Origin of the sequence: Sphingobium sp. DC-2 (genome assembly GCF_000722555.1) — a bacterium.
GTDB lineage: Bacteria > Pseudomonadota > Alphaproteobacteria > Sphingomonadales > Sphingomonadaceae > Sphingobium > Sphingobium quisquiliarum.
Genome location: NZ_JNAC01000150.1, coordinates 25256 through 42311, shown reverse-complemented (window position 1 = coordinate 42311; position 17056 = coordinate 25256). Strand labels below are relative to the sequence as shown.

At 62.8% G+C, this 17056-nt stretch carries 18 protein-coding genes and 1 pseudogene; 14 read left to right on the top strand and 5 right to left on the bottom strand.

What is annotated here, in order from left to right; translation table 11 throughout:
* Window positions 1-148: 148 nt before the first annotated feature.
* Window positions 149-499 (bottom strand): annotated as a pseudogene (locus ET21_RS0123405) (2Fe-2S iron-sulfur cluster-binding protein); the annotation flags it as partial.
* On the opposite strand from ET21_RS0123405, the gene ET21_RS0123400 reads away from it, so the two are divergent.
* Window positions 479-910 carry a copper resistance protein B gene (locus ET21_RS0123400; protein ID WP_337587970.1) on the top strand — a complete coding sequence of 144 codons (432 nt, stop codon included), beginning with the start codon at window positions 479-481 and terminating at the stop codon, window positions 908-910. The pseudogene ET21_RS0123405 and the gene ET21_RS0123400 sit on opposite strands and share 21 nt — an antisense overlap.
* Before the next feature lie 54 nt (window positions 911-964).
* Here the strand turns inward: ET21_RS0123400 and ET21_RS28690 are convergent, their stop codons facing one another.
* Together ET21_RS28690 and ET21_RS0123390 are read right to left on the bottom strand one after the other, a co-directional pair.
* Window positions 965-1459: a DUF411 domain-containing protein gene (locus tag ET21_RS28690; protein ID WP_030541593.1), complete on the bottom strand. Its 495-nt coding sequence runs from the start codon at window positions 1457-1459 to the stop codon at window positions 965-967.
* An 839-nt stretch (window positions 1460-2298) separates the two neighbouring features.
* A protein-coding gene (locus tag ET21_RS0123390; protein WP_129927772.1) for an IS3 family transposase occupies window positions 2299-3662 on the bottom strand; the annotation gives its coding sequence in 2 pieces (ribosomal slippage) (window positions 2299-3314 and window positions 3314-3662; 1365 coding nt in all).
* 128 nt (window positions 3663-3790) lie between these two features.
* Between ET21_RS0123390 and ET21_RS0123380 the strand changes: the two genes are divergently transcribed.
* The 13 genes from ET21_RS0123380 (at window position 3791) to ET21_RS28685 (ending at window position 16195) form a co-directional block, all read left to right on the top strand.
* Entirely contained in the window at window positions 3791-4198 is a 408-nt protein-coding gene (locus ET21_RS0123380) for a DUF305 domain-containing protein (RefSeq protein ID WP_030541590.1), read from the top strand.
* A gap of 334 nt (window positions 4199-4532) precedes the next feature.
* Window positions 4533-4808, top strand: a complete 276-nt coding sequence (locus ET21_RS0123375; protein ID WP_030541589.1) for a metal/formaldehyde-sensitive transcriptional repressor — start codon at window positions 4533-4535, stop codon at window positions 4806-4808.
* An 8-nt stretch (window positions 4809-4816) separates the two neighbouring features.
* Window positions 4817-5812 carry a CDF family Co(II)/Ni(II) efflux transporter DmeF gene (gene dmeF / locus ET21_RS0123370; protein WP_030541588.1) on the top strand — a complete coding sequence of 332 codons (996 nt, stop codon included), beginning with the start codon at window positions 4817-4819 and terminating at the stop codon, window positions 5810-5812.
* Complete coding sequence (locus ET21_RS27420) at window positions 5809-6003, top strand: DUF1289 domain-containing protein (protein WP_030541587.1); 195 nt, start codon at window positions 5809-5811, stop codon at window positions 6001-6003. The genes dmeF and ET21_RS27420 overlap by 4 nt, the downstream gene beginning before the upstream one ends.
* A 233-nt stretch (window positions 6004-6236) precedes the next feature.
* Window positions 6237-6575: a hypothetical protein gene (locus ET21_RS27950; RefSeq protein WP_156029342.1), complete on the top strand. Its 339-nt coding sequence runs from the start codon at window positions 6237-6239 to the stop codon at window positions 6573-6575.
* Window positions 6576-6634: 59 nt separating this feature from the next.
* On the top strand, window positions 6635-7918 hold the full coding sequence (locus tag ET21_RS0123355) for a TolC family protein (protein WP_030541586.1): 1284 nt from the start codon (window positions 6635-6637) through the stop codon (window positions 7916-7918).
* Window positions 7918-9168 carry an efflux RND transporter periplasmic adaptor subunit gene (locus ET21_RS0123350; RefSeq protein WP_030541585.1) on the top strand — a complete coding sequence of 417 codons (1251 nt, stop codon included), beginning with the start codon at window positions 7918-7920 and terminating at the stop codon, window positions 9166-9168. Before ET21_RS0123355 ends, ET21_RS0123350 begins: the two co-directional genes overlap by 1 nt.
* Window positions 9158-12364, top strand: coding sequence for an efflux RND transporter permease subunit (locus ET21_RS0123345; RefSeq protein WP_030541584.1), 3207 nt, complete (start codon window positions 9158-9160; stop codon window positions 12362-12364). The genes ET21_RS0123350 and ET21_RS0123345 overlap by 11 nt, the downstream gene beginning before the upstream one ends.
* Window positions 12365-12472: 108 nt before the next feature.
* The gene (locus ET21_RS0123340; protein ID WP_226018252.1) at window positions 12473-13147 is read left to right on the top strand and encodes a HupE/UreJ family protein; all 675 of its coding nucleotides are present in this window, start codon (window positions 12473-12475) and stop codon (window positions 13145-13147) included.
* Between the two features lie 19 nt (window positions 13148-13166).
* The gene (locus tag ET21_RS0123335; protein WP_030541582.1) at window positions 13167-13820 is read left to right on the top strand and encodes a hypothetical protein; all 654 of its coding nucleotides are present in this window, start codon (window positions 13167-13169) and stop codon (window positions 13818-13820) included.
* Window positions 13821-13864: 44 nt separating this feature from the next.
* Window positions 13865-14371, top strand: a complete 507-nt coding sequence (locus ET21_RS0123330) for a YqaA family protein (RefSeq protein ID WP_081856854.1) — start codon at window positions 13865-13867, stop codon at window positions 14369-14371.
* Window positions 14372-14408: 37 nt separating this feature from the next.
* Window positions 14409-15743, top strand: a complete 1335-nt coding sequence (locus ET21_RS0123325) for an MFS transporter (protein ID WP_030541580.1) — start codon at window positions 14409-14411, stop codon at window positions 15741-15743.
* Between the two features lie 110 nt (window positions 15744-15853).
* Window positions 15854-16195 carry a hypothetical protein gene (locus tag ET21_RS28685; protein ID WP_030541579.1) on the top strand — a complete coding sequence of 114 codons (342 nt, stop codon included), beginning with the start codon at window positions 15854-15856 and terminating at the stop codon, window positions 16193-16195.
* Between the two features lie 114 nt (window positions 16196-16309).
* Here ET21_RS28685 and ET21_RS28680 read toward each other — a convergent pair whose 3' ends face one another.
* Both ET21_RS28680 and ET21_RS0123310 read right to left on the bottom strand, forming a co-directional pair.
* Complete coding sequence (locus ET21_RS28680) at window positions 16310-16681, bottom strand: hypothetical protein (protein WP_030541578.1); 372 nt, start codon at window positions 16679-16681, stop codon at window positions 16310-16312.
* Between the two features lie 138 nt (window positions 16682-16819).
* Window positions 16820-17014, bottom strand: coding sequence for a heavy-metal-associated domain-containing protein (locus ET21_RS0123310; RefSeq protein WP_030541577.1), 195 nt, complete (start codon window positions 17012-17014; stop codon window positions 16820-16822).
* Between the last annotated feature and the right edge of the window lie 42 nt (window positions 17015-17056).

The following is a 17056-nucleotide window of genomic DNA, read 5'->3' as shown; positions in this document are numbered from 1 at the left end:
AGCAGCATCAGCACGAGCGCTGCGATCCCGATGATCCCGCCAGCGAGGCTACCCGGAAAGCGGGGCGACACATGCACGAGATAGCCGAACGGGAACAGCAGCAGGAACGCGACCAGCAGGCCCACGGCAATGTCGCTGCGTTCGCGCATCAGGCTTCGACCACGAGCGGCGTGCCCGTCCCCTTCGCCTGGCACGCGAGCACATAGCCTTGCGCCTTGTCGGCGGGCGCAAGGCCGGATTCGACCTCCATCGTCACTTCGCCCTGCAGCAGCTTGACCACGCAGGCGCCGCATGTGCCCGCACGGCATGCATAGGGGATCTCGACGCCCGCGCCCTCGGCCGCCTCCAGCACGGTCTCGTCCGCGGGCAAGGCCGCCGACACCCCCGACACGGAGAAGGTCACCGTGCTCGGCGCCACCTCGGCGCTCGGGGCCGGCTTATCCGCTGGCGGGGGCGCGGGCTTGACCTCGAGATCCTCGTGGTCGGCCGGCAGCGAGGCATCCGCTATGATTTCGAGCCCAGCCCGGAACGTGCGCATCTGGTCGTCGGTATCCAAGGTCTGGCCCCTTACTGGTTCGAGGTCGATGGCGCGCTCTTTCTATCCGATAGGGGCGATCTTACAGCTCGTTTCGAGGCCGAATACGACCAGCGCATAACACAACGGCTGATCCTTCAACCTCGGGTCGAAGTCGACTTCGCGTTGCAGGACGTGCCAGAAATCGGTGTTGGTTCTGGCTTGTCAAAAGCGGAGGTCGGGCTCCGACTGCGCTACGAGATTGTCAAGGAATTCGCGCCTTACATCGGCGTGGAATATAATGAGACTTTCGGCGATACGGCTCGCTTCGAACGCGCGGCGGGCGGGGACGTTTCGCATCTGAGTTTCGTGGTTGGCATCCGGGCCTGGTTCTGAGGCTGGAGCGGGGGAGCCGGGAGGTTCCCCCTTGGCCATATGCTCTACCGGTCTTCAGCCGTGCCGCGCAAACACGCTCTGGCGACCACCGGTGGTGAAAGCTACGACCTCATAAGCGTCGCGTCGCCCGTCTGGCGTTTCCATCCCGGGTGAACCCGCGGGCATTCCAGGAACCGCCAATCCGATTATGTCAGACGGCTTCTCGCTCAGGAGCCGTAAAATGTCCGCCGCTGGCACATGTCCTTCGATGACATATCCAGCAGCCACTGTGGTGTGGCAAGACGCAAGCTCAAGCGGCACCCGCAGACGCGCTTTGACAGCGGCCATGTCCTCCGCATTGATCAGCCTGACCGTGAAGTCGCCTGTTGATTCGATCCGGTCGGCCCAAGCCGAACAACAGCCGCAGTTTGGATCCTTATGTACAAGGATCGGCACCGGTCCCGGCGCGGCTGCGCTGCACGCGCTGATCAACCCGCCCATCGCGGCGACAAGTCCCAACGCGCGTACACTGCCCACAAAGTGACGACGGCTCAAGAGCAGGCTATCCATTTAATCGTCCTTTCTAGAATGTTAAATATTTAGCGCCGCCAGACATGAACCAACCGCCCGCCCAACCCTGAAAAGCGGTAGCGATGGACACGATCTGAAGCGCCCTCAAGTGATGCGCGGGCTCCCGGCGGCCGGCCGGGTCGGATGCGGCCCCGAATAAAAGTGGCGCAGTCACGGTTGCAAGCAGGCCGTGGGTTAAGCCGTGCCACAAAAGCTCCCGGGCGGAATTGGCTAGGGAGGGTGGCTAACTGACCACCGACAATCCAAGACCTACTCTTAAGAAGCTGTAATTCTCGTGCGTAAGTCGACAACTTGGTCCTGCACAGACCCGAAGCCATCGAACGCAACATCCCTGGCAAAACCTCCCCTTCAGTCTCCATGATGGATATACGCGCGAAGTCTCGCCGTCCCTTGCGGAAGCGCATTTGGGACAAGCTGATTGGCGTCTGTTCCTTGAGAGGCAGCCCGAACCTGCTGGGTAAACATCGTTGATCGGCGACACCGATCCACACTCAATCAGGGCTCGTCTGCCTCCTCGCCCCCAAGACGTCGGACGATCGGGTAGCCGCACTCGGTCGACATCTTGGTGTAAGGGCACTTGTGCTTCTCGACCAGGAAGCCCGGCCATTCGAGTCCTCATCTGTCGCCTAGTCGGAAACCGCCCTGAAGCTCGGCAACTACAAATTTTTCCCTCCATTTTGATGCAACCTGCGCCAGCTGCCCTTGTACTCGCGGCCACCATGCCTGCCCTCGCCCAAGGAAACCTGTCCGTCGTCAGAACATTCGGCACAACTCGCGGCGTAGATTAGCGGAGTGCGGACCTCGTCAGGGGGTTGATGTTAGGCGGCGAACTTGCGGTGCTGCAAGCGCCGATGATCGATGGTCTGTCGCTTGATCCTTTCGCGCAGTTTGATGATTGCCGGAGCCCTGCCGAAGTAGGCGTCGGCAGGCGTCACGTTGGCCAGGCTCTCGTGGTATCGCTGGTGATTGTAGTGCTCGACGAAGGTCTCGATGTGGGCTTCGAGGTCGCGGGGCAGGAAGTAGTTTTCCAGCAAGATGCGGTTTTTCAGGGTCTGGTGCCAGCGCTCGATCTTGCCCTGGGTTTGGGGATGACACGGGGCGCCGCGGACATGGCTCATCTTCCGGGCCTCGATGTATTCCGCCAGCTCACCCGCGATGTAGCTGGGGCCATTATCGCTGAGTAGCCGGGGTTTGTGCAGCACCGTGGCGCTGTCGCAACCAGAAGCCGCCAGGGCGAGGTCCAGCGTGTCGGTGACGTCCTCGGCTCGCATGTTGGTGCACAGCTTCCAGGCGATGATGTAGCGTGAGAAGTCGTCGAGCACGGTCGACAGATACATCCAGCCCCACCCGATGATCTTGAAGTAGGTGAAGTCGGTCTGCCACATCTCGTTCGGCCGCGTGGTTTTCGTGTGGAACTGATCGGCAGCCTTGATCACGACATAGGCCGGGCTGGTGATCAGGTCGTGGGCCTTCAACAAGCGGTAAACCGTGGATTCCGACACGAAGTAGCGCTGCCCATCGGTGAAGCGTACGGCCAGTTCCCGGGGGCTCAGCTCAGACTGTTCCAGCGCCAGCTCGATGATCTGGTCGTGGATGCCCGCCGGGATGCGGTTCCACACCCGGCTCGGCGCCGATGGCCGATCTTCCAACGCCTCCGGCCCGCCTTCGAGGTAGCGATCATACCAGCGGTAGAATGTCCGACGAGGGATGCCGAGTTGGTCCAGCGTGCGCTTGGCCGACAGGTGCGACTGCTCGACGGTTCTGATGATCTCGAGCTTCTCGGATGCGGGATACCTCATTCGTCGTTGCCCCCATCCGCGACCATGCTTTTTTTGAGCAGACGGTTTTCCAGTGTCAGATCGGCCACGCATTCCTTCAGGGCCCGGGCTTCGCGGCGCAGGTCCTGGACCTCTCCGGTGGTCGCGGCACGGGCGGTGTCGCCGGCCAGGCGGCGCTTGCCAGCTTCCATGAACTCCTTCGACCAGGTGTAATACAGGCTCTGGGCAATGCCTTCCTTGCGGCATAGCTCGGCGATGCTGTCTTCCCCGCGCAGGCCATCCAGCACGATGCGGATCTTGTCCTCGGCCGAAAAGTGGCGCCGGGTCTGTCGGCGGATGTCCTTCACTACCCGCTCTGCTGGGGCCTTGGCGGGCGATTTTACATTGGAGGATCTGGGCTTCATCTTCGTTCCTTCGTCACTACGACGAAGCCCAGATCCTCCTTAAATCACAACCTCAAATCTGTGCCATTGGTGCCGACGGCGGACATCGGCGCGTTTACGACGCGCGGGAGCATCAAAGGAGAACGATGATGAAGAAAGCTCAAATCGCCACAGCTGCCCTTGTACTCGCGGCCACCATGCCTGCCCTCGCCCAAGGAAACCCACAGGGCATGGATCACAGCAAAATGAACCATGGCCAGATGAATCACTCGGCAATGGCCGAAATGATGCAGCCGACACAGGCCAACCCTTATCCGCCGGCGGAAATGAAGATGCATCGTGCCATGATGGGCGCTGTTGGTAGCGATGCGACTGAAACCTGGGTGCGTAAGATGATCGAACATCATCGCGGCGCGGTTGAGATGTCGCAGATCGTGCTACGCGACGCTCGCGACGCCAAGATCCGCGAGATGGCGACCAAGAGTTCGGCGGAGCAACGTCAAGAAATCAACGAGTTGCAGGCCTGGCTGCGCGAGCATGGCAAGCGCCCTCAATGAGGATAATTATCACTGGAGGGCTTTAACGTTAAGAAAGCAAATGGTCGCGGCGCTCGCCGCATGTTCGTAGGAATTTCAGCGAGCGCCGGGCCCCCGGTGGTAGTCCACCGCGATCGCGGCTGCCCCCGCTGTGAGAGATGGGCCGAGGACATCCGCGCGCAGTTCAAGCGGCCCGTTTCTATCATCGACGAATGCTCGCGTATGGCATCCCAGCAGGCCCGAGGCGCCCCGCAACAGCTAATCTCCTACCTTATCTAGGCTGGAAGATTGGAGATATCGAAGTCGTAAAGGGGGCTCTGGCGTTGCTCCTTTTTATAGGCTAGGGGGATACCCTATGGCTCACACCGAACAGAACAGCGCCGAGTTAATCGCACGAGTGCGGCGCATTGCAGGACAGGTCAGCGCTATTGAGCGCGGCCTGGAGCGTGGCGCGCCGTGTGGCGAAGTTCTGCACCTTGTGGCGGCGGTTCGCGGCGCGGTGAACGGCCTGCTCGACGAAATCATCGTGGACCATCTGGATCAGCATGTTGCGAAGGTGGGCCTGGATGAGGCCGAGCGCTTGCGAGCGTCGGAGGATCTGAAAGCCGTTATTCGCCGCTATTCCAAATAGGATCGATGATGACCGCGGCTTTTCACATTGATCGCTTCACTCACGATCACGTCTTCCTGGGGGCGTCGCATGACGCGAATGCGCGCCGCACATTGTGGGTGGTGGCACTGACGGCAACGATGATGGTCGGCGAAATCATCGCCGGCTATCTCACCGGGTCGATGGCGCTTCTGGCGGACGGTTTCCACATGGCGACGCATGCCGGAGCACTCAGTGTTGCGGCAATCGCGTATTCCTACGCCAAGCGGCATGCCTCGGACGACAGGTTCAGCTTCGGGACGGGCAAGGTCGGCGACCTGGCAGGATTCGCCTCCGCGCTGGTGCTCGCCGTGATCGCAATCGGCATCGGCGTCGAATCGCTAATTCGCCTCTTCCAGCCGACCACAGTGGCGTTCACCGAAGCGACCATCATCGCCGCGATCGGTCTCGCCGTGAACATTGTCAGTGCCTTTCTCCTGGCGGGAAGTCATTCGCACGATCACGGTCATGGCCATTCCCATAGCCATCATGCGCAGCCACATGCCCATAGACATGAAGGACACCAGCACGATGACGACGAGACCCATGCAGTGGCTGGGCTGCGAAGCCAGGACAACAACCTTCGCGCCGCCTATGTCCATGTCCTTGCCGACGCGCTGACCTCGGTGCTGGCGATCGTCGCGCTCCTGTCAGGACGCTTCCTCGGCTGGGTGTGGCTCGATCCGGTGATGGGGGTGGTCGGTGCCACCGTGATCGCCCGCTGGTCATGGTCGCTGATGCGCGAAACTGCCTGGGTGCTGCTCGACCGGAGCGACGAGCATGTCGCCGAGGAAATCCGCGAACTGGTCGAAACGCCCGGCGATGCCCAAATCGCGGACCTGCACGTCTGGCGCGTCGGCCCCGACGCACATGCTGGTATCGTTAGCGTAGTGGCGGGCGGTGCAGTGGATCGCACGACGGTGCAAAAGCGCCTCAAGCCGGTCCGCGGGCTTCGCCATCTGACGATCGAGATGCAGTCGCCATGAAGTCGCCCTGCATCGACATCTGCCTTTTCGATGGACGTACCGGCTGGTGCAAGGGATGCGGCCGCACCAACGACGAAATTCGCACCTGGAAGAAGAGCCAGCCACATCAACAACGTCGGATCGCGTCGGACCTCCCACGACGCCTTGCCAAGCTCGCCCCGACGGCGAAGCCGATTAGGCCGGACCGATGATGGAATCGCTGCGATTGACCGGCTGCCGGATAAGGGCGACGCCTTGCGTCAATGCTGTCGTTAATGTCATCAATGACACGCAGCCTCGACTTTGAGAGCACCGCGCATGACACTTGCGGTATCATGCCGGCAATCTATGCTCCGTGCTCGTGATTAGGGTGTCACGACCATTATTTCTTAGATTTTTCTCGATGCTGTGCATCGGGCTGACGCTCGTCTTCGCAAGCGCCAGCATGGCTAGTGTCATCGATCGCATGCAGCATCAATCAGACGCATCGGGCGATCATAACCATCTACTGTTCAGCAAAATCGTTTCAGAACCCAGCGACCATCAACACGAGCCTCATAAGCCCGATCTGGACGACAAGGAAGATGCTCCTGATCATCAGCCCGGCACTGGGCATCACCATCATGGTGATTCCGGGGCGTCGCTTGCTGCCTTTGGGATGCAAGGCCAGGCAGGGGCTTTTCCAACATCATCGTCACTATCACCAGTAGCCGACGATCGATTGGCGGGCGTTTTGATTCCCGGACCTGAGCGTCCCCCCAAGACCATCGCAAATCGCACCTAGAGCCGCCGTGTCGAATTAGGCGCGGCTTTAGCCACGCCTGTTCGTGAGGCCGAATTGTCATGTTTTCAATATTCTTTGCGCACCAGCCGGTGCGCTTTCGGCGCGCGCTTGCGATAGGCGCGGCTATCGCTGCCCTATCCGACCCGTCCGTCGGGGTGGCGCAAGACCTCAGTCTATCCGACGCCCTTTCCAGGGTCGCCACTGGCGATCCCGCCGTGGCAGCCAATGCCGCGCGAATTCAAGCCGCCGATGCCGCGATTACCCAGGCCGATGTGCGGCCACGAGATGTCGTGGGCGTCGATGTAGAGGACTTCACCGGCACCGGCCCGTATTCTGCTCTTGGGCGTTCGCAGGCGACCGCCTGGTATGAACGGACTTGGGAGCGCGGCGGCAAGCGTGAAGCGCGTGTTGGCGCTGCTCGCTCGGAACTTGGCGTCACCGCCGAGCGCAATCGCCTGCGGATGCTTGATCTGTTCGCCCAGGTGCAGGCTGCATGGGTTGAGGCGCTAGCAGCCGAAGCCGCTATCCCGATCGCCGCCCAGCGCCTTGCTGGGGCGCGGCAGGTAGAAGGTGAAGTAGACCGCAGGGTAGGTCGGGCTCTCGATCCTCTATTCGCGGCGGAACGAGCGCGAACCACTGTGGCGCAAGCTCGGATCGCACTGGATCAAGCACGCGAGAATGCCCGTATCGCCCGCACGACGCTCGCCTCTTATTGGGGAGCCACCGGCGGCGATTACAACCTCGACACCCAGCCTTTCACTATTATGGAGCCATCCCGGCCCCCGGGGGATGATAGCCCCGAACTCGCCTTGCTCACCGCCGAGCGGGACGCCGCCGGGGCAAAGATCCGCCTTGCGGAGGCAAGCAGCGTCGGCGACCCCAGCGCGCGGGTGGGCCTACGCCATTTCGGGCAGGGCAATGATGTGGCGATCATAGTCGGGGGTTCGATCCCGCTCGGCAACCGCACCGCCAACCGCGGCAATGTCGCGCGCGCCAATGCGGAAGCACAGGCGGCCGAAGCCGAACTTGCCGTTGCGCGGGCACAGCTCGGGCGCGAAATCGACAGGATTGTTGCCGAACGCGCGGCGCTTGCCACCGAGATCGCCTGGATTGAACGCGAAGTGCTACCAAGCGCGGCGCGCGCGGTGACGCTTGTCCGCGACGGCTTCGCGCGTGGCGGCACCGCGTTCACCTTCCTCGAAGTCAACCAGGCTCAGCAGGCTGTCGTTGATGCACGATCCCGCCGGGTCGAACTGCTGCGCCGCTTCCATCTTCGCGGCGCCCGGCTCGATCGGTTGACCGGCCGTCATGCCTCCCTCCTTTCCAGCGCGGAGAACCGCTGATGACACGATTCCTATTGTCTGCGGGTTCGATGCTCGCATTTGCGCTGCTCGCCGGCTGTGGCGAGTCCCCTGCCACCAAGGAGGCGGGCGAAAGCCAGGCGGCCGCTGCCGCCGATGACTATGAGCGCGGGCCGCATCGCGGGCGAATGCTGCGCGACGGGGATTTCGCGGTCGAGATCACGATTTTCGAGGAGGGTGTCGATCCCCAGTTCCACGTCTATGCCTACCGGAACGGCAAGCCGATAGCGCCAGGTGACGTCCAGCTTGCCATCGAGCTGTCGCGCCTCGGCGGTAAGGTCGATCGCTTCGCCTTCACGCCGCAAGAGGACTATCTGCGCGGCGGCGGCGTGGTCATCGAGCCCCACTCTTTCGACGTTAAGGTGCGCGCCGTCGAAGGCGGGCGCACGCACAGCTGGACTTACGCGTCCTACGAGGGCCGGACCACTATTTCCGCGCAGGCGGCCAAGGCCGGCGGGGTGCGCTCCGAGCGCGCCGGTCCCGCAACGGTGGCCGAGCTGATCGACATGGGCGGCCGCATCGAAATCACACCCGAAGGCAAGGCCGATGTGCGCGCCCGGCTTCCCGGCCAAATCGTCTGGATGAGTGGCAAGCTGGGCGATCGGGTCAACCGGGGACAGGCGTTGCTGCGTGTCGAATCCAGCCATTCGCTCCAGACCTATGCCGTGTCGGCCCCTATCAGCGGCACCATCATTGAGAAGAACGCCAATGTCGGCGATACCACCGGCGATAGGGCGCTGTTCGTGATCGCCGATCCGACCCGGCTTCATGCCGAGTTCTTCGTCTATCCGCGCGACGCCGAGCGCGTACGCGTCGGCCAGCGGGTCAACGTTCGCAGTCTCTCCGGCGATGCGAAGCTCGACGCCCCGGTAGAAGCCGTTCTGCCGACCGCGGACGTCGCCAGCCAGACGATGATGGCGCATGTCCATCTACCGCCGAGTGCGTCGCGCGAATTCCGGCGAGGCATGGGCGTCGAGGGTTCCTTTGCCGTGGCCGAAGCGCAAGTGCCGCTTGCGGTGAGGACCAAGGCGATTCAGCGGTTTCGCGACTTCGAGGTGGTCTATGCCAAGGTTGGCAACACCTACGAAGTGCGAATGCTGGAGATCGGGCGCCGCACGCCCGAATGGACCGAAGTGCTCGGCGGCCTTGAACCCGGCACCGAATATGTGACCGATGGCGCGTTCCTGATCCGTGCCGACATCGACAAGTCGGGAGCCAGCCATGACCACTGAGAACGAAACGCCCGTCCGTTCGGCGTTGTTCGAACGCTTCATCTCCAACGCGATCCGCTTTCGCTGGGCCGTTTTGACCATGGTTGCGCTGCTCTGCGCGATCGGCGTCTGGGCCTTTCAGCGCCTGCCGATCGACGCCACACCCGACATCACCAACGTTCAGGTCCAGATCAACAGCGAGGCGGCCGGCTTCTCGCCATTGGAAGCCGAACAGCGCGTGACCTTCCCGGTCGAGACGGCGATCGCCGGCCTGCCGGGCCTTCAATACACCCGCTCGATCTCGCGCTATGGCCTCTCCCAGGTGACGGCGGTGTTCGAGGACGGCACCAGCATCTATTTCGCGCGCCAGCTCATCAACGAACGGCTCCAGACCGCGCGCGACCAGCTGCCCGAAGGCGTCATACCCGAGATGGGACCGATCGCCACGGGCCTCGGCGAGATCTTCATGTACACGCTGGAGGCAGCCCCCGGCGCACGCAAGCCCGACGGCGGCCGCTATACGCCCGAGGACCTGCGGACCTTGCAGGACTGGGTGATCCGGCCGCAACTCAGAAACACGTCGGGCGTCACCGAGGTCAACAGCATCGGCGGCTATGAGCGGCAATATCATGTGGCCCCGCTGCCCGACCGGCTTTCCGCCTATGGCCTCACGCTCAATGATGTCGTCGAGGCACTCGGCCGCAACAACGCCAATGTCGGCGCCGGTTATGTCGAGCGCTATGGCGAGCAGTATCTTGTCCGCGTGCCCGGCCAAGCGTCGGGTATCGACGATCTCAAGTCGATCATCGTCACCAATCGCGGCGGCGTGCCGATCCGCGTGGCCGACGTCGCCGATGTCGGCATGGGTGAGGAGCTGCGCACCGGCGCCGCGACTGAAAACGGGCAGGAAGTGGTGCTCGGCACCGTGTTCATGCTCGCGGGTGAGAATAGCCGGATCGTCGCGCGGGCAGCAGCCGAGCGACTGGAAGAAGCTGCAAAGGCCCTGCCAGCGGGCGTGAAGGCAGTGCCGATCTACGACCGCACCGATCTCGTCGAGCGGGCGATCTGGACGGTCGAGAAGAACCTCGCGGAAGGTGCGCTGCTCGTGATCGTGGTCCTGTTCTTGCTGCTCGGTAATATCCGTGCGGCACTCATCACGGCGGCGGTGATCCCAGTCACCATGCTTATGACCATCACCGGCATGGTGCGCGCGGGTGTGTCGGGCAACCTGATGAGCCTTGGCGCACTCGACTTCGGCCTGATCGTCGACGGCGCCGTCATCATCGTCGAGAATTGCCTGCGCCGATTCGGCGAGGCGCAGCACCGCCAGGGACGATTGCTCGACCGTGAAGAACGCTTTGCTCTAACCGCCTCCGCGACATCTGAAGTCATCCGCCCGTCGCTGTTCGGCATGCTCATCATCGCGCTGGTCTATGTGCCGATCTTCGCGCTGACCGGCGTCGAGGGGAAGATGTTCCACCCGATGGCGATCACCGTTGTCATGGCGCTGACCTTCGCCCTCATTCTCTCGCTCACCTTCGTGCCGGCGGCGGTCGCGCTGTTCGTCACGGGCAAGGTCGAGGAGAAGGAAAGCCGCGTGATGGGCTGGGCACGCAAACTCTATGCGCCCGCCCTCGACACCGCCTTGCGGCTGCGGGTCGCGTTCGTCGCGGGCGCGGTGGTGCTGGTCGCCATAGCGGGCTTTGCCGCAACGCGCATGGGATCAGAGTTCGTCCCCAATCTGGATGAGGGCGACATCGCGCTCCATGCGCTGCGCATTCCCGGCACCAGCCTCACGCAAGCTATCGGGATGCAGACAACGCTCGAAGCACGGCTCAAGCAGTTCCCGGAAGTTGAGCGGATCGTCTCGAAGATCGGCACGGCCGAAGTGGCGACCGATCCGATGCCGCCTTCGGTCGCCGACACGTTCATCATGCTCAAGGATCGCAAGGACTGGCCGGACCCACGGAAACCCAGGGCCGAGCTGGTTCGCGAGATGCAGACGGCAGCCGCGACGATTCCCGGCAACAACTATGAGTTCACCCAGCCCATACAGATGCGATTCAACGAGCTTTTGTCCGGGGTCCGGGCGGATGTCGCGATCAAGGTGTTCGGCGACGATCTCGACCAGCTTCTAGAGATAGGTCAGGCTGTCGAGAGCGTGGCGAGCGGCATCGAAGGCGCGCAGGATGTGAGCGTCGAGCAGGTGACGGGGCTGCCCGTCTTGCAGATCACGCCCGACCGGGCCGCGCTGGCGCGGCTCGGTCTCAACATCGGCGACATTCAGGACGTTGTGGCTGTCTCCATTGGCGGGCGCGAAGCCGGCCGGATCTTCGAGGGCGACCGGCGCTTCCCGGTGATCGTGCGATTGCCCGAGGACATCAGAAGCAGAGCCGACGAGATCGGCCGGTTGCGAATTCCGCTGGCCGGCAATGGCACGGACCCGCTTGGGTTCGTACCGCTCGCCGACGTGGCGAAAGTGGAGGTCGTCATCGGCCCCAACCAGATCAGCCGCGAGGACGGCAAGCGACGCGTCGTCGTGACCGCCAATGTGCGCGGGCGCGACCTTGGCTCGTTCGTCGAGGAGCTTCAACAAAAAGTGGATGCGGAAGTCGAAGTCCCCTCCGGCTATTGGGTCAGCTATGGTGGCACCTTCGAGCAACTGATCTCGGCAGCCGAGCGGTTGCGCTTGGTCGTGCCTGCCGCGCTGCTGCTGATCTTCGGCCTGCTCTACGGGCTGTTCCGATCCGCCAGGGATTCGGCAATCGTCTTCTCGGGCGTGCCATTGGCGCTGACCGGCGGCGTGGCGGCACTGCTGATCCGCGGGATGCCGCTCTCCATCTCGGCGGGCGTGGGCTTCATCGCCCTCTCGGGCGTGGCGGTGCTCAACGGCGTGGTCATGCTGAGCTTCATCCGCCAGCTCCGGGAGACGGGCAACAGCCTTGAGGACGCGATACGCGAAGGCGCGCTCACAAGGCTGAGGCCGGTGCTAATGACCGCGCTGGTGGCGAGCCTGGGGTTCGTGCCGATGGCGTTCAATGTCGGCGCGGGCGCGGAGGTACAGCGTCCGCTCGCTACTGTCGTTATCGGCGGCATCATCTCCTCGACCTTCCTGACGCTGCTGGTGCTGCCCGCACTCTATCGCATCGTCCACGGTCGCGAAGCGCGCCGTGAAGACGAACGCCCATCCGCTGATACGTCCCTCGCGCAAGCCTGAACCGTTGCCGCTCCCGCCTGCGCCCGGCGGCGCGCGAGAGACCGGCCAAGGAGTTCTCCGATGAGCTTATACGCAACCCTTACCCAGCATATCTCACGAAGCAGGCTGATGATCGCCCTCGGGCTGCTTGCTTTTTCCTTCTGCCTCAGGGTCGAGGCGTTCGCCCACAATGTCGCGGAAGGCGACAAGGGCTATATCCAGGAAAGCAGCGGCGTCCTGTTTCTCCCGTTCGTGTATCTGGGCGCCAAGCACATGGTCACGGGCTACGACCATCTGCTGTTCCTGTTCGGCGTGATCTTCTTCCTCTACCGGATGAAGGACATCGGTCTTTACGTGACGCTGTTCGCGATCGGCCATTCGACGACCATGCTGTTCGGCGTGCTGATGGGGATCAGCGCCAACGCCTATCTCATCGACGCAATCATCGGCCTGTCGGTTGTCTATAAGGCGCTCGACAATCTTGGCGCGTTCCAGCGCTGGTTCGGCTTCCAACCCAATACCAAGGTCGCGACGCTGGTGTTCGGCTTCTTCCACGGGTTCGGCCTGGCGACAAAGATTCTTGAGTTCGAGATTTCAAGTGACGGCCTGCTCGCCAACCTGATCGCCTTCAATATCGGCGTCGAGATCGGGCAACTTCTCGCGCTCGGCGCCATCCTGATCCTGATGGGCTACTGGCGCCGGACCTCAAGTTTCATGCGCCACGCCTTCGCCGCCAACACCATCCTGATGGCCGCCGGCTTCGTGCTGGTCGGCTACCAGCTCGTCGGCTTTGCCGTCGCCTGATTTCAAGGAGGTTTCGACCATGTTCAACGCCCAACGTCCCAATCTCGACGACCTGCCCACCAATCGGCAATTGATCCGGGCGACACTCGTTGCCGCCATCTCCGCCAGCGCCCTTCTCGTCGCGGTCATTCTGCCCTCGGAATATGGTGTCGATCCCACCGGAGCCGGCCGCGCGCTGGGCCTTACCCAGATGGGCGAAATCAAAGTCCAGCTGGCTGAAGAAACAGCACAGAACGCCGCCGCCGATGCAGTGGCGGCGCAGGCGCCAGCCCTCGCAAAGGTGGAGCAGGCTGCAGGCGGCAGCGTGCAACCGGTAGCCGCGCCCCCGAAGGTGCCCCTCGCGAGCGAAGCCGATGGGCGCACCGACACGACGCGCCTGACACTTGCGCCAGGCGAAGGCGCGGAGGTCAAGTTCAAGGCCAGTAAGGGCGCCCGTGTCGTCTTCAACTGGTCGGTAGAGGGCGGCCACGTCAATTACGACACCCACGCGGACGCTCCGGGCATCTCCTATCATGGTTATGGCAAGGGCCGAGCGTCGACCGGCGAGCAAGGCGATCTCGTCGCCGCATTCGACGGCAGCCACGGCTGGTTCTGGCGCAACCGTTCGGGTGCCCCGGTGACGATCATGCTACGCACCGAGGGCGCCTATAGTGAGATCAAGCGGGTTGTCTGACATCGCTGCATCTCGTCCGATCGAATCCCGCCGTGCGAGCCCTCATGAACAGCGCGGTGGGATCGTCGGCGTCATGCGTTTTACCGGAGAGTTTTCAGCTGCCGGACATCGATCTTCTCGCGCTGGGTTATCCTGGCCTGTTTCTGGCTGCGCTGGTTGCTGCAACCCTGCTGCCGGCACAATCCGAACTGCTGCTGCTCGCCATGCTGGCTTCCGGAAGGTTCGAGCCGGTCCCGCTGCTCCTGGCCGCGTCGGTGGGCAATGTGCTGGGCTCAACACTCAACTGGGCGCTTGGCCGCTTTCTCGCGCATCATCGCGGCGCCCGCTGGTTCCCGGTCTCGGAGACCGCAATGGCGAAAGCGGAAAGGCGCTATCGCCGGTTCGGCGCGCTTTCCCTGCTGTTCTCATGGCTGCCCATCATCGGCGATCCCCTGACGCTTATCGCCGGCGTCTTGCGCACGCCGCTTTCCCGCTTCCTCCTGCTGGTCACGATCGCCAAATCCGGACGCTATCTAGTGCTGATGGTGGCGCATGGTTATCTGACCGCATGAGGCTGCAGACCAGTCTCACGGGCCCAACGAGGTAGCCATGCTCAAAATATTGGCCAACCGAACCTATCGCCATCTGTTCTTGGCCCAGATCATCGCGCTGATCGGCACCGGCCTCGCTACCGTCGCGTTGGGCCTGCTCGCCTATGACATCGCTGGTGCTGACGCGGGTGCCGTGCTGGGCACAGCGATGGCGATCAAGATGATCGCTTATATCGGTGTGGCCCCGATTGTCGGCGCCTATGCAAACCGATTGCCGCGCCGTAGTTTCCTCATCGCGATGGACCTGATCCGTTGCCTGGTCGCGCTCGCGCTGCCCTTCATCGATCAGGTGTGGCAAATCTACGTACTGATCTTCGTGCTGCAATCGGCTTCGGCAGGGTTCACGCCGACCTTCCAGGCGACCATCCCTGACGTGCTGCCCGAGGAACAGGACTATACTAAGGCGCTGTCCCTCTCTCGCCTCGCCTATGACATGGAAAGCCTGACAAGCCCGATGCTCGCTGCCGCGCTGCTTACGGTTATGAGCTTCCACTGGCTGTTCTCAGGCACTGCAATCGGTTTTGCCTGTTCGGCCCTTCTTGTGTTGACGACCGTGCTTCCGCGGGCCGCTGCCAGCCGGCCGACGGGCGGCATCTATTATAATACCACGCGCGGCGCCCGGCTTTACCTCAAAACGCCTCGGCTTCGTGGCCTGCTCGCCGTGACTCTTGCAGCCGCCGCGGCCAGTGCGATGGTGATTGTTAATACGCCAGTGCTGGTACAGTCGGCCCTTGGGCGTGGACAGAGCGCGATGGCGATCACGCTCGCCGCTTTCGGTGGCGGCTCGATGCTGGCGGCGCTGTTGCTGCCGCGTTTGCTTGAACGGCTCTCCGATCGGACAGTGATGCTGTCGGCCGCTTCGGCTATGACGGTCACGCTGGCGGCGCTCGCCTTGTCTTGGCAGGACCACGCCGCCCCCCATTATTGGGGCGTGATCCTCGTGGGCTGGTTAGCACTTGGCATTGCCTATTCGGCCAGCATTACGCCTGGTGGCCGGCTGCTACGCCGCTCTTCGGGCGGGCAGGATCGGCCCGCCCTGTTTGCAGCGCAATTCGCGCTTAGCCATGTGTGCTGGCTAATTGCCTATCCACTGGCAGGTCAGATCGGCGCATTCGGCGGCATGGGCGCCGCGTTCGCTGCGGCCGCTGTGCTGGCGCTAATCGGCACGGTGATTGCGTTCCGCATCTGGCCCAGTGAAGACGCCGAAGTGGTAGCACACAGGCATGACGATCTGCCACTCGATCATCCCCATCTTCTCGAAGGGCATCCGGGCGGTCGCGCCCGCCACGCGTTCGTGATCGACGAGCTGCATCCACGCTGGCCGATCCAGTAGCGGCAGTGAGTGTGAAAGCGAGCGGTGACGATCGCGGGCAGCGTGTCGCGGAGACTGTGTTTCGGCTACCATCCGAGCAGCGAACGCGCGCGGGAGATATCGAGGATATAGTGGTCGTTGCTGCTGTCGATCATCCAGGGCTGGATGAAGTCGTCGCTGCCGAGCGCTTCGTTCTGCAGGATGATCCCGGCCTTCGCGAGCGGCTACGGAATCCGGATAGTCTTCCGGACCTCGCCGTCGAGCGCCTCGCCCACGATGTCCTGGATCTCGGCATAGCCGGGCGCGCCGATGAGCAGCGGCAGCTCGGCCGAAAGGTCGTGCCGCCGATCGACCAGGCGAAGCACGGCATCGGCCAAGTCGTCGCGGTGCGCCGATGCCGCACGCAGCATCCCGTGATAAAAGTGCGAGATCACGCGATGCTCGTAGATCTGGGATATCTGCTGCGCGAGTAACGCCGAGCGCCCGTCGCCGTCGTAAACTCCGGCGGCGGGGAGGAAGACGACGGGAATCTTACCGCGCCTCGCGTGCAGCAGTGCTTCGGCAACAACTTTCGACTGTGGATACGCCTAGGACGCACCGATTGGCGACTCCTCGCTGATGCGCTCTTCCGGAGTGGCGGCAGGCTTATGAACCAGCATTGTGCTGGCGAAGACGAATTGCTCGACGTCGAACGACCGGAGCCCGTCAATCAGCCGGCGGGTGTCGTGCACGGTGGCCTTGTCGTAGAGCGGATTGGGGTTGCCCGTGATGTCATAGCCGATTGCCGACGCGGGCGGCCGCGGGTCTGGAGGACCGACACGATCCAGGCCGACAACCGTGTAGCGTTCCCTCGGCTGGGCAACTAGCGCGGCGGCTGTAAAGCCGCTCGCACCTGTGATGAGGACGACTTCGAGGGCGTCCTTGTCGCTCCCTGACCCACTGCGCTCACCGTCGGTCATCAATCTGCCACCCTCATTCATTGTGCTGCGGAACGCATACAGTCCCCCTGTACTTATGATCGCGAGGCGGGCGCGTGCGGATCACCGCACAATTGTTTTACGCGCCCGCCCCGCAAATCCCTTAGGCAAAATGGGGCTTTATTGCGTCACCGCGAAGCCGGCTTTCTCGATGGCCTGCTTGAGCTGCTGTACATCGGCCGTCGAGTTTACCGAAACGGTCTTTCTCGCCAAATCGATGTTGACGACGGCATTGGCATCGACGCGCTGAAGCGCGTTGGTCACACCGCGCGCACAGCCTCCGCAGGTCATTCCCTGAACTTTGAAGTCGATCATCTTCGTTCTCCCATAAGGTGGATGAAACAAATATGGGGCTTG

Coding starts and splice junctions, on each gene's coding strand:
- ET21_RS0123330 (WP_081856854.1), top strand. CDS start 13,865: ATGAACAGCGCGGTGGGATCGTCGGCGTCATGCGTTTTACCGGAGAGT.
- ET21_RS0123310 (WP_030541577.1), bottom strand. CDS start 17,014: ATGATCGACTTCAAAGTTCAGGGAATGACCTGCGGAGGCTGTGCGCGC.
- ET21_RS0123380 (WP_030541590.1), top strand. CDS start 3,791: ATGAAGAAAGCTCAAATCGCCACAGCTGCCCTTGTACTCGCGGCCACC.
- ET21_RS0123350 (WP_030541585.1), top strand. CDS start 7,918: ATGACACGATTCCTATTGTCTGCGGGTTCGATGCTCGCATTTGCGCTG.
- ET21_RS28690 (WP_030541593.1), bottom strand. CDS start 1,459: ATGGATAGCCTGCTCTTGAGCCGTCGTCACTTTGTGGGCAGTGTACGC.
- ET21_RS28680 (WP_030541578.1), bottom strand. CDS start 16,681: ATGACCGACGGTGAGCGCAGTGGGTCAGGGAGCGACAAGGACGCCCTC.
- ET21_RS0123355 (WP_030541586.1), top strand. CDS start 6,635: ATGTTTTCAATATTCTTTGCGCACCAGCCGGTGCGCTTTCGGCGCGCG.
- ET21_RS0123340 (WP_226018252.1), top strand. CDS start 12,473: ATGATCGCCCTCGGGCTGCTTGCTTTTTCCTTCTGCCTCAGGGTCGAG.
- ET21_RS0123325 (WP_030541580.1), top strand. CDS start 14,409: ATGCTCAAAATATTGGCCAACCGAACCTATCGCCATCTGTTCTTGGCC.
- dmeF (WP_030541588.1), top strand. CDS start 4,817: ATGACCGCGGCTTTTCACATTGATCGCTTCACTCACGATCACGTCTTC.
- ET21_RS0123375 (WP_030541589.1), top strand. CDS start 4,533: ATGGCTCACACCGAACAGAACAGCGCCGAGTTAATCGCACGAGTGCGG.
- ET21_RS27950 (WP_156029342.1), top strand. CDS start 6,237: ATGGCTAGTGTCATCGATCGCATGCAGCATCAATCAGACGCATCGGGC.
- ET21_RS0123335 (WP_030541582.1), top strand. CDS start 13,167: ATGTTCAACGCCCAACGTCCCAATCTCGACGACCTGCCCACCAATCGG.
- ET21_RS0123345 (WP_030541584.1), top strand. CDS start 9,158: ATGACCACTGAGAACGAAACGCCCGTCCGTTCGGCGTTGTTCGAACGC.
- ET21_RS27420 (WP_030541587.1), top strand. CDS start 5,809: ATGAAGTCGCCCTGCATCGACATCTGCCTTTTCGATGGACGTACCGGC.